We start from the raw sequence: 14,865 nt of genomic DNA, 5'->3' as shown, positions 1-14,865 counted from the left end.
AAGGTAGAGAAAATGTTTACATCGAAATGGTTCAGAATTGGCGTCACGCTGATGGTGGGGCTGTTTGTTGCCTATCTTGATCGTTCAAACCTCTCAATCGCGCTGCCCGGCATGGAGAAAGAGCTTGGCATTGATGGCGCAGCAACAAAAAGCCTGGCGCTGACCGGTTTTCTGATTGGCTACGCGCTGGCGAACTTCTTTGGCGGCTTCCTCGCTAACCGCCTGAATCCCAAAATCACCATCGTCACCATGGTGTTCCTGTGGTCAGTCGTACAGATCATGACGGCGTGGATCACCTCGGCGGCGCTGCTGATTGCGTTCCGCATCATTCTGGGTATTGCCGAAGGCATTTACTGGCCGCAACAGTTCCGTTTCGCCAGAGCCTGGTTTAATAAAGACGAAATTACCCGTGGTACCAACCTGATCCAGTTTTACGGTCAGTTCCTGGCGTTGAGTCTGGGTTTCATCATCCTGACACCGATCTTCGATCACCTCGGCTGGAAATGGGTGTTCTACATTACTGGCGGCATGGGTGTCTTTATTGTGGTACCAATGTTCCTCGCGTTCCTGAAAAATAGCCCGGACAAAGCCTCTGCACCGGATGAGCCGGCGGCTGACCCGGAACCTGCTGGCGGCAAAATCAGCTTCAGCGATCTTGGCGGTGCGCCGTTCCTGTTACTGGTGTTCAGCTACTTTGCGAACGGCATGCTGTTCTGGGGGATCACGCTGTTCATCCCGATGGCTGTGCTGTCACTGGGGTTCAGCGGATTTTCACAAGGCGCGGCGAGCGCGTTACCGTATTTCCTGGCAATTCTGCTGGCGATCCCGGTATCGTGGTACAGCGATAAAACGCAAAAACGCGGGCTTATCGCCGCCTGTGGACTTGGCTCGGCGGGGTTGTTTTTAATCGCACTGCCGTTCATTGACAGCCCGTTCGGTAAACTGGCGCTGATTACCTTAGCCATCGCCTGGTTTACCAGCTGCTACACCACCAACATCTGGTCAATTATTACGTCCAGCGTGAAGAAATCAGCGGTAGGCCCAGCCGCCGGGGTGATTAACGGCGTGGGGGCTGGTCTCGGGGGAACGACAGCCGGGTTTGTGGTACAGTATCTGCAATCCTGGAGCGGTTCGTATGTGCCTGGTTTTACGGTGCTTGGCGTTGTCGCTATCCTCGGCGGACTTAGCGTTTACACCTACAGCCGAATCATCGCGGGGCGTCCTGTCACCGCATAATCACCGGAACGCAGAGCGGCAATAAGAAAAAAGATGAAAAGAAAAATCAGAAAAGGAAATACGATAGGATTATTTATCTTATTTCACCAAAAGTGCCGCTTTGATTATCTAATTAAATAATAATATTGATCTAAATTCCTAAAATAACAGTTTTGTTTTGGCTTTCTTATATTCATGTGGAATGTGACATGCGACAAGGAAATAACAGGTCGCTATAAATAGAATTTTAATTGTCAGGATGACGTGTTCTGACTCACTACATTTATCTCTGAGGGAATTATGAAGAAAGCATTGTTAGCAGTGTTGTTAGTTTCTGCTGCGTCAGCCTCTTATGCTGCTGATGTGAGTCCGACTTGCCAGAAGTACTTTGACTCCGTTGAAAACTTTATTGAAATGGCGAAAGCGCATCCGGAAGCGAAAGCTCAAGTTGATACGTTGAAAACGCAGTTTGAGCAAAGTAAAACACAAATTACCGCACTTCCGGCTGAATCTCAGGAGCAAGCCTGTAAACCCGCACTGGATGCAATGGAGCAGGTGACTGCTCAGCTGAAAGCGGCAAAATAAGACAAGACAGGGAATGGGGAAAATACCCCAGCGCTAAAAGTAAAGAGAGCTGTCATGGCTCTCTTTTTTAATTTCTGCGTTCCATAAATTAGCGGGCAATTTATTAATGTAATAAATTCTGAGAATAAATCGGACGGGTATGGAACCACGAATATTGCGGGGTGACAAGGGCGTTGGAGTCTGGTGACTCCCACAACAAAGGCTTCTAAAGCACCGGTATTACTTGAGCGCTTTAAGCCACATCATCAACTGTTTCAGTTCTGAGCCGGTCAGCGCTGGGATGGTCACTTTCCGTTTCAGCTCAGTACTGACTAGCTCTAATGCGAGCCGCATCATTTGATCGTTCTTGCCGTGTGAAATGACATCTGTACGCATGGCAGTACCTCCTCAATGTGAAAATATGCGCAGGCGCGATATAAGCACATGTTTAACAAGGAAATGCTAGATGTAGCGTCATTACGTCACAAATGGTACTACATGTTGGGTATTGTAACTGAAGTTTTCTGCATGGCAAGTGACAATTTGAGGAAAGTCCAGGGGAATATTCTGTTGTTTTTCAAAAGGCAGAGAGGACAAGGGTTACGGCGTCGTAATTACATTGAACCAGACATTCACCACAGCCAGTACAGCGTTCGTTGTCCAGTTCCGGCATCCAGGTTTCGCCAATGGTACATGCCTGTGAGGCACAACTGTCCACACACTGATTACAGCGGCGAACCGGGTTGATGCAATTCGCATTGAAGACCGGGCGCAGGCCAGTATCAAATCGCGTCTGCGGCAACAATGCGCCGACATCACAGGCATCAATACAAAGTCTGCAGCCGTCACAGCTGGCATATTGAATATTGAGCTGCGGCAGTCCGCTTTCGTGCTTCTCCAGAATACCCATCGGGCAGGCGTCGATACAGAGATGACATTGAGTGCATTGCGCATTGAATTCGGCAACAGGCAGCGCACCGGGTGGCAACGAGATAACGGGACAGGCCGACGGCGTTCCCGGCGCAACCTGGCGGGCGGCGCTGACGACGGCGCGGAATAACCCGCGCCGACTGACGTGACGATGAGAAAGGTACTCCTGATAATAGCGTTCGGATTTACTCATCAGAAAAATAGCCGTCTGGTCTCCGGTCGCAGCGCTTTCCGCTGCTGAACATCATTGAGAAACAGTGTCGCGACTCTGGCCAGACGGGCATAGAACGGGCTTATCTCATTGCGCTTGAGCAACTCGAGATAGCGATGCGCCCACGGCAGCAGATGCACTTCCAGCAGGGTGGCGGCAGCGTTCGGGTTTCCGCGCTCCAGCAGCGCGCTCCAGGCGAGCAGCATCAGACCGAACTGGTCTTCAGGCTCATTGTCTTTGCCATCAAAAGCAATGCCGTGACGTTGTAAAAACGCGCGGTACATAGCCGTGGATTCCCCCATCAGGAGGTTATCTCTTTCCAGATAAACGGAACCCCATGGCGGGGCGACCATTTCCCCCTGACCTTCAAAAAGCGTTGAAAATTGCCAGATCAACGCCTCTTCGTCAGGTTGTGGCCACTCCTCGCAAAGCGCGGTGATCCTCTCAGGATCTTGCCACGAATAAAGGGAAGGTAATGTCGGGAGACACTGCAACAGCTCCCGGGTTTCGCTACGCTCAGGTGAATAGTAAAACAGTGCACCGAGGATTCGCGTCATTACTGCATGGGCTGACATGTCATTCACTCCTGTTGTGACCCGGCCAGACGGAGACAGCAGCCAGTCATCCGCTGGCTGCCTGTTGGTTACATCGGTAACGTCCATAAGTTATAAAAAGCGACACGACCTGCCAGCTCCGCCGCGACGATCACCAGCACGGCGGTCGCCAGTACCGGCTGTCCCGAATTGCGTCGTGCGTAGGCCATTGCGCAGATCAACCCCACTGCTAACAGGACTCCCTGAACAGTGAACCACGTTGTTTGCGCTGATGCCAACGCGCTGTCTGCATTTGTGATTGTCGACAAATAACCAGGCAACAAACAGAAACTGGCGAGAATCGCGATGATGGACACCCACAGTCCCACGCGACGCGCGCCAAAGAACGCCGCCAGCGCGCCGCCGCCGATAAACGGCGTCAGCACCATAATGGTCGTGGTGTAATGTGAGCTCCAGGTGGCAACTGTCGGCAACTGATAAATACGCGGGATCGCGAGCACAAAGACTACGCCCACCGCTGCCGCCAGCCAGGCGAGGGAAACAAACAGCGTTGACGTACCACGCTTAAGCAGCAACCCGAGCGCGCTGAGACCACCCAGCACACCGAACACGGCGGAGAGCGCGATTTCATTGCTCATTGGCGACGCTCCCACGCGGAACAGCATGTTCAGCGCTCGCGCAGGTTGACCGACGTGGAAAATGCCGATCACCACGCCGAGGCCAAACAAGCACATTGCCGCAAACAGTCCGATCGCCATGCGCCGCGCTTCGATCTGTCTAAGCGCGCCACCGATCAGCAACAGAATAAACGCGCCCACGGCGCACTGCGTAAAGACAGTGAAAAATACCAGAGGTAACTCATGCATGGCGAGTCTCCTGCAGATTCTGAATAGCGCCTGCCTTATCACCGCTGGCTTTCGCCTTGGGATGCGGTTTAATGATCAGGTTGGGGCGAGTAAATGAAGCGGACGGCAGCGGTGCAATTTCGTTTTCGCTGCCATATTTTGCACGCAGCTCGTCAATCGGCCCGAAATCCAGCGCGCGTTGCGGGCAGGAATCGACACAGATCGGGCGCAGATTTTGCGCCAGCCGGTCCAGACAACCGTCGCATTTGCGCATCACTTTCGCTTTCGCATCAAACTGCGGCGCGCCGTATGGACAGCGCATTTCACAGTAGCGGCAGCCGACGCAAATGCTGTCGTCCACCACCACCAGACCGTCTTCTTCGCGTTTGTGCATCGCGCCTGTCGGACAACCTGCGGTACAGGTGGGTTCATCGCAATGGTTGCAGGCGATGGAGAGATAGTAGGCGAAGGTATCGTTGTGCCAGCTGTCACCTTCTTTTACCCACTCGCCACCGCCGTATTCATATACGCGGCGCAGTTTCGGTCCCACATCTAAATCTTTATTGTCCTTACAACTGACCTGGCAGGTTTTGCAGCCTGAACAGCGCGAGGAGTCAACGTAAAAGCCATATTGTTTCATATCAGATCACTCCTTAAGCGCGTTTAATCTCAACCAGATTGGTGTGCTGCGGGTTGCCTTTCGCCAGCGGCGAGGGCAGATGACTGGTCAGTGAATTGATGCAGCGACCAACATCGACGCCGTCATTATCCAGGCGGGTCCATGCACCCTGTGGCATGGCGGCCACGCCCGGAATAATACGGTTTGTCACCTTGCAGGGGATCTCAACAACCCCGCGATCATTGAAGACACGCACCAGATCGCCATTTTCCAGCTGACGCGCGCGGGCATCGATCGGGTTGATCCACACCTCGTCCGGCACCGCTTCGTGAAGTGCCAGAATATTGGTGTAGGTGGAGTGGGTATGGCCTTTGGTATGGAATCCGCTCAGTTGCAGCGGGTACTTCTCCGTTAATGTCTTATTAAGATGCGACTCCTTCACCACGCAAAATTCCGGTACCGCCGGGATGCGGTCGCCTTCCGGCAATGTCCATTTCTGCGCCAGATCCGCCAGCGCCTGCGAGTAGATCTCGATCTTGCCCGATGGCGTAGTGAGCGGGCTGGCAACCGGATCAGCGCGGAAATCGGCGAACACCAGGCTCTGCTTGTTGGTGGCGACCTGCTGATCAATCACCCCTTTGGTTTTCGCAACATCCCACTCCGGCAGATAAGGACGTTTTTCTTTGATTTGCTGATAGTGGAACTCGGCCCATTCTGCCTGCGTTCTGCCACCAGTGAATTTCTCCCGCAGACCGAGATGCCCGGCGATATCCGCGCAGATATCGTAGGTGCTGCGCACTTCCCACATCGGCGTGATCGTCTTCTGCAGCGCGATCATATAGTTGTGCGAACCCGCCGCGTAGGAGCTGTCGACCAGATCATCGGCTTCAAGGTAGCTGGTTTCCGGCAGCAGAATATCGGCAAACTTTGCGCTGGGTGTCATGTGGTTTTCGATCACGATGATCGTTTCGCACAGCGTTTCATCAGCCAGGATTTCGCGCGTACGCTTGATGTTGCCGTGCTGGTTTATCAGCGCGTTCCCTGCCTGATTCACGATCAGTTTGATACCGGTTTTCAGCTTATCAGCGCCTTTCACCCCCATGGTGGTGGCGGTCATCTTTTCCGGATTCAGAATGGCATCGGTCCACAGATAGCAGGGGATCGAGGTGGTTATCGGGTTAGTTTCTGTCGGCAGCAGCGGAACACCGTACGGCGTGCCATATGGCCAGTTACCGTTGTTGGTACCAGGCAGACCAAAGTGGCCAGTCAGCGCAGGCAACATCTGGATGGCGCGGACGGTTTGTTCACCGTTAGCGTGACGCTGCGGCCCCCAGCCCTGGCAGATATAACAGGCTTTCGCCCCGGCGATTTCGCGGGCCAGCTGTTTGATGCGCACTGCCGGAAGTCCGGTGATCGCAGCAGCCCATTCCGGCGTTTTGGCAATGCCGTCCGGGCCGGTGCCAAGAATGTAGTCTTTATAACTGGCATTCGGCGCTGCCTGAGGGGGCAGGGTGGTACTGTCGTAACCGACGCAGTATTTGTTGATCTCTGCTTCGTCGATCAGGTTTTCGCTGATCAACGTCCAGGCGATCCCGGCGACCAGCGCGGCGTCAGTGGTCGGGCGAATCGGCAACCATTCGGCATGTTCAGCAATCACCGAGTCGGTATAACGCGGATCGATAATCACCACTTTGGCATTTGAGGTTTCCAGCGCGCGGCGAATTTCCTCCACCTGACCGCCGCCTGACATACGGGTTTCCGACAGGTTCAGACCAAAGAAAACCACCAAATCAGAATGGGCGATTTCGGTAAAATGGCTACCGGCATATTTGCCGTGCGTATAAGGCGTCGCTGTCGCAATTTGGGCGGTGGAATAGGTATTATGGTAATTTAAATAGCCGCCGGAAATGTTTAGTAAACGTTTCCAGGCTGGCGTTCCCTGTGTGTGATAATAAGCTCCGGACTGGTAATGATAATATATGGCCTCACGACCATATTTCTCGGTAATTCGTGTCAGTTCATCGGCTATAAATTTCGTCGCCTCTTCCCAGCTAATGCGTTTGAATTTTCCCTCGCCACGTTTACCGACGCGTTTCATCGGATACTTAATACGATCCGGGCTGTATACGCGCCAGCGGCTGGAACGTCCGCGCAGGCAAGGGCGAATCTGGTGCTCGCCGAATACCGCATCGTCTCTGGCATCTTCCGGTTCGATACGCACAATGCGATCGTCCTTAACAATCACTTTCAGAGGACAGCGGCTGCCGCAGTTCACCAGGCATGCGCTGTGGCGTACGGTTTCACCGGTGGTGGCATCGGCGGGTGTTGCGGCTTGTGCTACGGATGAAAACGGCAAGGTAATGGCATTACTCAGCGCGACGGCAGAACCAATTTTGGCCGCTGTCGTCATCGCTTCCCGTCGTGAGATTTCTTTATTTAAAATCTCGTTTATTTTATTTTTCATTCTCTGCTTCCCTAAGGTATCCAGTGATAAACGATAAAGGGATAATGCAGAGTGTTAATTGATTGCGATCAAATGAAGATTCCTGTAATTCAGGTATGGCGCGCTTTTGTGATGAACATGATGGCGGTGTGTGGAATTCATTTTATAAATGATATAAATTCTTAAATGTAATTTATTATCGTTACTCATTTATGGTTATGTGAAATATTTTATTTCATGTTAAAGAAATGAAATAAGAATAGCGTTGAAGTATGAAATCCTCTTTTTCTCTTAATCAGATTGAGATAAAAAAAATCCCCGCAGTCAACGCGGGGATTTTTCAGGGGGGTAATGCATAATGTACTTATTTGCTATTCACCGTCGGGTAATCAAGATAACCCGCTTTACCGCCGCCGAAGAACTGCTCACGAACCGGCTGGTTCAGCGGTAAATTGTGCTGCAGACGATACGGCAAATCCGGGTTGGCGATAAACGGACGGCCAAAACCGATCAGATCTGCCCAGCCTTTGGTCAGCGCCTCCTCCGCACGTTCTACGGTGTATTTACCTGAGTAGATCAGCGTGCCATGGAAGATAATACGCAGCGCTTCTTTGAAGGCTGCAGGCATTACCGGCGCATCTTCCCAGTCCGCTTCCGCGATATGGATATACGCGATGCCAATGTCATTGAGCACGCTTGCCGCTGCGAGGTACGTCGCTTCCGGCGTGTCATCTTTGGAGCCCATCAACGTGGTCAACGGTGCCAGGCGAATACCGAGTTTCTCTTTACCGATAGCAGCGGAAACCGCCTCAGCCACTTCTTTGAGAAAACGCAGTCGGTTTTGCAGCGAACCGCCGTACTGGTCGTCACGCAGGTTTTCACGCGAGTCAATAAACTGATTAATCAGATAGCCATTGGCACCATGTAACTCAACACCGTCGAAACCGGCGACAATGGCGTTACGGGCAGCCTGGGCGTAATCAGCAATAATGCCAGGGATCTCTTCCAGCGTCAGTGCACGCGGCATGGAGTGCTGTACCATCTCGCCCACGCCGTTTTCCGGGCCGCGGCCTTCTATGTCAACGAACACTTTCACACCTTCCGCCTGAATGGCAGAGGAGGAGACCGGTGCGGCGTTGCCAGGCTGCAGAACGGTATGCGAAACACGGCCAACATGCCACAGCTGTGCAAAGATTTTGCCGCCTGCCGCGTGCACGGCATCAGTCACTTTTTTCCAGCCTGCAATCTGTTGTTCGTTGTAGATACCCGGCGTCCAGGCATAACCCTGTCCCTGCTGGCTTATCTGCGTGCCTTCACTGATGATAAGTCCGGCACTGGCGCGCTGCGCATAGTATTCCGCCATGTCGTCGGTCGCGACATCGCCGGCGCCGGCACGAGAACGGGTCATCGGCGGCATGACAATGCGGCTTTTCAGCGGCAATGCGTTAAGTGAATACTGATCGAATAACATAGAATTTTTTCCTCACTTAAACGGGAGACGAGCTCCGGTACTGGCATGACAGCAGATGTTATTTATCCAGCTCAGCGGTCATCATGACGAAGTTACCCATGCGGGCGCTGGTGATTTTGTATTCGCTTTTCCCTTCGGCTTTGGCTTTTGCCGCCAGCGCTGCTTCAGCAGAGTCCAGAGTATTACCGGTTGCAGAGATGGTTTGTGCTGAGGCGCCAAAGGCCAACAGAGAGAGAGCAGCAGCAGTAATAAAAGTTGTTACGGTTTTCATTGAGATATTCCTGTGTTTTGTTTTTTCAGTAACGGAGTGCTGTGGTCAACAACACGATGGGGCACAGGATATTCCTGCCGATTAGTGAGATAAATGCCTATAGTGGCAATAGACTATTGCGCATGAAGTAATAATCCGCCAGACACGGTTACGTCGCAGAGGTAGTGAGGCTCATCAAAATCGGGGAGCGCGAATATGATATAATCCGCGTTTCCCTTTTTGCTTTTTGGGCTTTTTTTATGCAACAACCTGTTGTGCGTGTCGGAGAGTGGTTAGTGATACCCTCCGTCAATCAAATCAGCCGTCAGGGACGCCAGCTAACCTTAGAACCGCGTTTAATTGACCTTCTGGTTTTTTTTGCCCGCCATCCTGACGAAGTATTGAGCCGTGATGAGCTCATTGATAATGTCTGGACGCGTAACGTTGTTACCAGCCATGTTGTCACACAGAGTGTCTCCGAGCTGCGTAAATCACTGAAAGATGGTGACGACAGCAGTCCTGAATACATCGTTACCGTGCCTAAACGGGGCTACAAGCTGACGGCACCAGTGATGTGGTGTACAGAAGAGGGCGAAGAACTCACGTCAGAAACGCCAGTCACAGAGATACAACCGCCGGTGGAAACCCCGCCTGTTTCTGTCGCCGCCAACCCTGCCGCGGCTGCGGCCCCGCCAGTGGTGAAACCCGAAAAGCGTAAGCGTCTCGCGACCTTCTGGGTATGGTGTCTGTTTTTGCTGGCGCTCGGTACCTGCGTCGCGCTGGTGGCGATGTCGACGTTAAAATCCCATCCTGCCGTCACGAAAACCCGTCTGCTGCTCAACCCGCGAGATATAGACATTCGTCTGGAGAATGGCAGTTCCTGTAATAACTGGATGTCGCAGCGCTCCTACGCGGTCGGGCTTGGCAGCCTGGTGACGACATCGCTCAACACCTACTCCACCTTTATGGTGCACGACAAAACAAACTACAACGTCAATGAGCCCAGCAGCTCCGGCAAAACGCTGTCAATTGAGTTCGTCAATCAGCGTCACTACCGCGCGCAGCAGTGCTTTATGTCAGTGCAACTGGTGGATAACGCCGACGGGTCGAGCATGCTCGACAAGCGCTACTTCATTACCAATGGCAACCAACTGACGATCCAGAATGACCTGATGAACAGTCTTTCCGAAGCATTAAAACAGCCGTGGCCGGAAAAAATGCAGGAGATGCTCCGGCAGTACCAGCCACTGCAAAGCACTTCGCTGTCGCGTTTCTATCAGGCGCACCAGTTCTTAATGAACGGCGATGTCGATTCATTAGGCAAAGCCAGCGATATTCTCAATGATATAACAAAGCAGTCACCGGAATTTACTTACGCGTATGCGGAGAAAGTGCTGGTGGATGTATTACGTCATTCACAGCAGCCGCTTGACGGAACACAACTGGCGGCGATGTATGAAGAAATTAATCGGGTGGAAAATATTCCAGGCATGAAAGATGAGTCGATCGTTTATCAAATACGTACGATTGACCAGTTGGGTAAAGGCAACGTCAATGAAGCCTTCGAAGCCATTAATACGGGTATCGACCTGGAGATGTCCTGGTTGAATTATGTGTTGCTAGGTAAAGTATATGAAATGAAAGGCGCCAACCGTCAGGCTGCAGATGCCTATCTTACCGCGTTTAATTTACGCCCCGGGGAAAACACCCTGTACTGGATTGAAAACGGCGTATTTCAGACTTCCGTGACCCGCGTTGTTCCGTATCTCGATAATTTCCTCTCTTCAGAATAAGTAAACTCTCATCATGCTGCTTTTTATGGGCATGATGAGGTTAATTTTATGTATATCAACAATATTCCGCATGTTACTAAGATTCACCGGTTTCATCGCGACCAATAACAGCTTTATAACACCAGTCTTCTCTCTCAACCTACTGTAAAGTAACGATGTTTATCTTTTTATGACATCAACTTGTTTTGTTTATGTGTTAACGCAAAAACCTCAAGATGTCATTTGTCTGATGTTTGCCATTAATTCATTTAATCCTTAGGACTTCTCTCATAAGAATCCTTAATCTTGTTGGCAGTCGGTCGGATCAATAAATAATTTGCATCATGGTCCGCACCTCCAAAGTAAAGCTCAGGAGAAAAAGAAACATGAGTTCTGCCAAGAAGATCGGGCTTTTTGCCTGTACCGGCGTCGTCGCTGGTAATATGATGGGGAGCGGGATTGCGTTATTACCTGCGAACCTCGCTAGCATTGGTGGTATTGCTATTTGGGGATGGGTTATCTCAATTATTGGTGCAATGTCTCTGGCGTATGTTTATGCCCGACTGGCAACCAAAAATCCGCAACAGGGTGGCCCAATCGCCTATGCCGGGGAAATATCTCCGGCATTCGGTTTCCAGACCGGTGTTCTTTATTATCATGCAAACTGGATTGGTAACCTTGCCATCGGTATTACTGCCGTATCTTATCTCTCTACCTTCTTCCCTGTTTTAAATAACCCGGTGCCGGCAGGTATTGCCTGTATCGCCATTGTGTGGATTTTCACCTTCGTTAATATGCTCGGTGGTACCTGGGTAAGCCGCCTGACCACGATTGGTCTGGTACTGGTGCTGATCCCGGTGGTCATGACTGCGGTTGTTGGCTGGCACTGGTTTGACGTTGCCACTTATCAGGCGAACTGGAACACCTCGCAGACCACGGACAGCCACGCGGTGGTGAAAAGTATTCTGCTCTGCCTGTGGGCGTTCATCGGTGTTGAATCCGCCGCTGTGAGTACCGGTATGGTGAACAACCCGAAACGTACTGTGCCGCTGGCAACCATGCTGGGTACCGCCATGGCGGGTCTGGTCTACATCGCCGCCACGCAGGTTCTGGTCGGGATGTATCCGGCATCGCAAATGGCTGCGTCTGGTGCGCCGTTCGCTATCAGTGCTTCTACCATTCTGGGCAATTGGGCTGCGCCGATGGTTTCTGCCTTCACCGCCTTTGCATGCCTGACATCTCTGGGTTCCTGGATGATGCTGGTAGGCCAGGCCGGTATGCGTGCCGCTAACGATGGCAACTTCCCGAAAGTCTATGGTGAAGTCGACAGTAACGGTATTCCGAAAAAAGGCCTGCTGCTGGCTGCGGTGAAAATGACGGCACTGATGGTCCTGATTACCGTGATGAACTCCAGCGGGGGTAAAGCCTCTGATCTGTTCGGTGAGCTGACCGGTATCGCGGTTCTGCTGACCATGCTGCCTTACTTCTACTCTTGCGTTGACCTGATTCGTTTCGAAGGCATCAACATTCGTAACCTCGCAAGCCTGGTTTGCTCCATCCTCGGTTGTGGCTTCTGCTTCATCGCGCTGATGGGTGCAGGCTCCTTCGAACTCAGCGGCACCTTTATCATCAGCCTGGTCATCCTGATGTTCTACGGCCGCAAAATGTCCCAACGTCAGCAAAACAAAGTTGCTACTGAAACACAGACCGCTGACGCGCATTAATTCTTAACCCCTTTCTCTGTGCCCCTCCTTGCCTGTCACGCCGTGACGGGAGGGGCCTTCTACACCTGGAGATACGAGTATGAACGTTATCGCAATCATGAATCACATGGGTGTCTACTTTAAAGAAGAACCTATCCGTGAGCTGCATCGCGCCCTGGAACGTCTGAACTTCCGCATTGTTTACCCGAATGATCGTGAAGACTTACTGAAACTTATCGAAAACAATGCGCAGTTGTGCGGTGTGATTTTCGACTGGGATAAATACAACCTCGAACTGTGTGAAGAAATCAGCGAAATGAATGAGTACATGCCGCTGTACGCCTTCGCTAATACCTACTCCACGCTCGATGTAAGTCTCAACGACCTCCGCATGCAGGTCCGTTTCTTTGAATATGCCCTCGGCGCTGCTGATGATATCGCGGCAAAAATCAAACAGAATACCGACGAATACATTGACGCCATTCTGCCGCCGCTGACCAAAGCGCTGTTCAAATATGTTCGTGAAGGCAAATACACCTTCTGTACCCCGGGTCACATGGGCGGTACCGCCTTTCAGAAAAGCCCGGTAGGTAGCATCTTCTACGATTTCTTTGGCCCGAACACCATGAAATCAGACATCTCCATTTCCGTCTCTGAACTGGGTTCTCTGCTTGACCACAGTGGTCCGCATAAAGAAGCCGAAGAGTACATTGCGCGCGTATTTAACGCCGAACGCAGCTACATGGTGACCAACGGGACCTCCACCGCGAACAAAATCGTCGGGATGTACTCCGCGCCGGCAGGCAGCACTGTGCTGATTGACCGTAACTGCCATAAATCGCTGACGCATCTGATGATGATGAGCGACATTACACCGATCTACTTCCGCCCGACCCGTAACGCCTACGGTATCCTGGGGGGTATTCCGCAGAGCGAGTTCCAGCATGCGACAATTGCCAAACGCGTAAAAGAAACACCGAACGCGACCTGGCCGGTACATGCGGTTATCACCAACTCCACTTATGATGGTCTGCTGTACAACACCGACTACATCAAGAAAACACTGGATGTGAAATCCATCCACTTTGACTCAGCCTGGGTGCCTTATACCAACTTCTCGCCGATTTACGAAGGCAAATGCGGTATGAGCGGTGGCCGTGTGGAAGGTAAAGTGATTTATGAAACCCAGTCCACGCACAAACTGCTGGCGGCGTTCTCTCAGGCTTCCATGATCCATGTGAAAGGTGACGTTAACGAAGAAACCTTCAACGAAGCCTACATGATGCACACCACCACGTCTCCGCACTACGGTATTGTGGCGTCCACCGAAACTGCCGCGGCGATGATGAAAGGCAATGCCGGTAAACGCATGATCAGCGGTTCCATCCAGCGAGCGATCAAGTTCCGTAAAGAGATCAAACGCCTGAAAGGGGAATCCGACGGCTGGTTCTTTGACGTATGGCAGCCGGAACACATCGATTCACCGGAATGCTGGCCGCTGCGTTCTGACAGCGCATGGCACGGTTTCAAAAACATCGATAACGAACATATGTACCTCGACCCGATCAAAGTCACCATTCTGACCCCGGGGATGAAGAAAGACGGTACTATGGACGACTTCGGTATTCCGGCCAGCATCGTGGCGAAATACCTTGACGAGCACGGCATCATTGTTGAGAAAACCGGTCCGTACAACCTGTTGTTCCTGTTCAGCATCGGTATCGACAAAACCAAAGCACTAAGCCTGCTGCGTGCGCTGACCGACTTCAAACGCGCGTTCGACCTGAACCTGCGTGTGAAAAACATGCTGCCGTCGCTGTACCGTGAAGATCCGGAATTCTACGAAAACATGCGTATTCAGGATCTGGCGCAGAACATTCATAAACTGGTTGAGCATCACAACCTGCCGGACCTGATGTTCCGCGCGTTTGAAGTGCTGCCGACAATGGTCATGACCCCGTACAAAGCATTCCAGAAAGAGCTGCATAGCGAAGTGGAAGAAGTGTACCTCGAAGAGATGGTGGGCCGAGTCAACGCCAACATGATCCTGCCGTATCCTCCGGGAGTGCCGCTGGTTATGCCGGGTGAGATGATCACCGAAGAGAGCCGCCCGGTGCTGGAATTCCTGCAGATGCTGTGCGAAATCGGCGCTCACTATCCGGGCTTCGAAACCGATATCCACGGTGCCTATCGCCAGGCAGACGGTCGTTACACTGTTAAAGTACTGAAAGAAAATACCAAGTAACTGATGTAACTGAGGGAAGTGGCTTTGCCACTTCCCTTTTTTC

General features: G+C 51.9%; 13 protein-coding genes. 5 read left to right on the top strand and 8 right to left on the bottom strand.

Going from position 1 to position 14,865, the window contains the following annotated elements; all coding sequences use genetic code 11:
- Nucleotides 1-12: 12 nt before the first annotated feature.
- Together GTGU_RS13495 and GTGU_RS13490 are read left to right on the top strand one after the other, a co-directional pair.
- The gene (locus GTGU_RS13495; RefSeq protein WP_038157881.1) at nucleotides 13-1,236 is read left to right on the top strand and encodes an MFS transporter; all 1,224 of its coding nucleotides are present in this window, start codon (nucleotides 13-15) and stop codon (nucleotides 1,234-1,236) included.
- A gap of 279 nt (nucleotides 1,237-1,515) precedes the next feature.
- Nucleotides 1,516-1,800 (top strand): DUF5339 domain-containing protein, encoded by a 285-nt coding sequence (locus GTGU_RS13490; RefSeq protein WP_038157880.1) that lies wholly within the window; start codon nucleotides 1,516-1,518, stop codon nucleotides 1,798-1,800.
- A gap of 219 nt (nucleotides 1,801-2,019) precedes the next feature.
- Here the strand turns inward: GTGU_RS13490 and GTGU_RS25775 are convergent, their stop codons facing one another.
- From GTGU_RS25775 to GTGU_RS13455, 8 genes are all read right to left on the bottom strand, one after another.
- Complete coding sequence (locus tag GTGU_RS25775) at nucleotides 2,020-2,175, bottom strand: hypothetical protein (protein ID WP_155483930.1); 156 nt, start codon at nucleotides 2,173-2,175, stop codon at nucleotides 2,020-2,022.
- Between the two features lie 181 nt (nucleotides 2,176-2,356).
- Complete coding sequence (locus tag GTGU_RS24720) at nucleotides 2,357-2,902, bottom strand: 4Fe-4S dicluster domain-containing protein (protein WP_072011984.1); 546 nt, start codon at nucleotides 2,900-2,902, stop codon at nucleotides 2,357-2,359.
- Nucleotides 2,902-3,495 (bottom strand): molecular chaperone TorD family protein, encoded by a 594-nt coding sequence (locus tag GTGU_RS13480; protein ID WP_038157878.1) that lies wholly within the window; start codon nucleotides 3,493-3,495, stop codon nucleotides 2,902-2,904. Before GTGU_RS13480 ends, GTGU_RS24720 begins: the two co-directional genes overlap by 1 nt.
- Before the next feature lie 68 nt (nucleotides 3,496-3,563).
- Nucleotides 3,564-4,340 (bottom strand): dimethyl sulfoxide reductase anchor subunit family protein, encoded by a 777-nt coding sequence (locus tag GTGU_RS13475; protein WP_038157877.1) that lies wholly within the window; start codon nucleotides 4,338-4,340, stop codon nucleotides 3,564-3,566.
- Nucleotides 4,333-4,959 (bottom strand): DMSO/selenate family reductase complex B subunit, encoded by a 627-nt coding sequence (locus GTGU_RS13470; protein WP_038157875.1) that lies wholly within the window; start codon nucleotides 4,957-4,959, stop codon nucleotides 4,333-4,335. The genes GTGU_RS13475 and GTGU_RS13470 overlap by 8 nt, the downstream gene beginning before the upstream one ends.
- 13 nt (nucleotides 4,960-4,972) lie before the next feature.
- Nucleotides 4,973-7,402 (bottom strand): DMSO/selenate family reductase complex A subunit, encoded by a 2,430-nt coding sequence (locus tag GTGU_RS13465; RefSeq protein WP_038157873.1) that lies wholly within the window; start codon nucleotides 7,400-7,402, stop codon nucleotides 4,973-4,975.
- 343 nt (nucleotides 7,403-7,745) lie between these two features.
- Complete coding sequence (locus GTGU_RS13460; RefSeq protein ID WP_038157871.1) at nucleotides 7,746-8,852, bottom strand: alkene reductase; 1,107 nt, start codon at nucleotides 8,850-8,852, stop codon at nucleotides 7,746-7,748.
- A 58-nt stretch (nucleotides 8,853-8,910) separates the two neighbouring features.
- Nucleotides 8,911-9,123 (bottom strand): YdgH/BhsA/McbA-like domain containing protein, encoded by a 213-nt coding sequence (locus tag GTGU_RS13455; protein ID WP_038157869.1) that lies wholly within the window; start codon nucleotides 9,121-9,123, stop codon nucleotides 8,911-8,913.
- 239 nt (nucleotides 9,124-9,362) lie between these two features.
- Between GTGU_RS13455 and cadC the strand changes: the two genes are divergently transcribed.
- From cadC to cadA, 3 genes are all read left to right on the top strand, one after another.
- A complete protein-coding gene (gene cadC, locus GTGU_RS13450; protein WP_038158010.1) occupies nucleotides 9,363-10,895 on the top strand; it encodes a lysine decarboxylation/transport transcriptional activator CadC in 1,533 nt (510 codons plus the stop codon).
- A 365-nt stretch (nucleotides 10,896-11,260) separates the two neighbouring features.
- Nucleotides 11,261-12,598 carry a cadaverine/lysine antiporter gene (gene cadB, locus GTGU_RS13445; RefSeq protein ID WP_038157868.1) on the top strand — a complete coding sequence of 446 codons (1,338 nt, stop codon included), beginning with the start codon at nucleotides 11,261-11,263 and terminating at the stop codon, nucleotides 12,596-12,598.
- A gap of 79 nt (nucleotides 12,599-12,677) precedes the next feature.
- On the top strand, nucleotides 12,678-14,822 hold the full coding sequence (gene cadA, locus GTGU_RS13440; RefSeq protein WP_038157866.1) for a lysine decarboxylase CadA: 2,145 nt from the start codon (nucleotides 12,678-12,680) through the stop codon (nucleotides 14,820-14,822).
- Nucleotides 14,823-14,865: the final 43 nt, after the last annotated feature.

This window comes from Trabulsiella guamensis ATCC 49490, from assembly GCF_000734965.1.
Lineage (GTDB): Bacteria > Pseudomonadota > Gammaproteobacteria > Enterobacterales > Enterobacteriaceae > Trabulsiella > Trabulsiella guamensis.
This window is presented reverse-complemented; position numbering and strand designations above follow the sequence as displayed.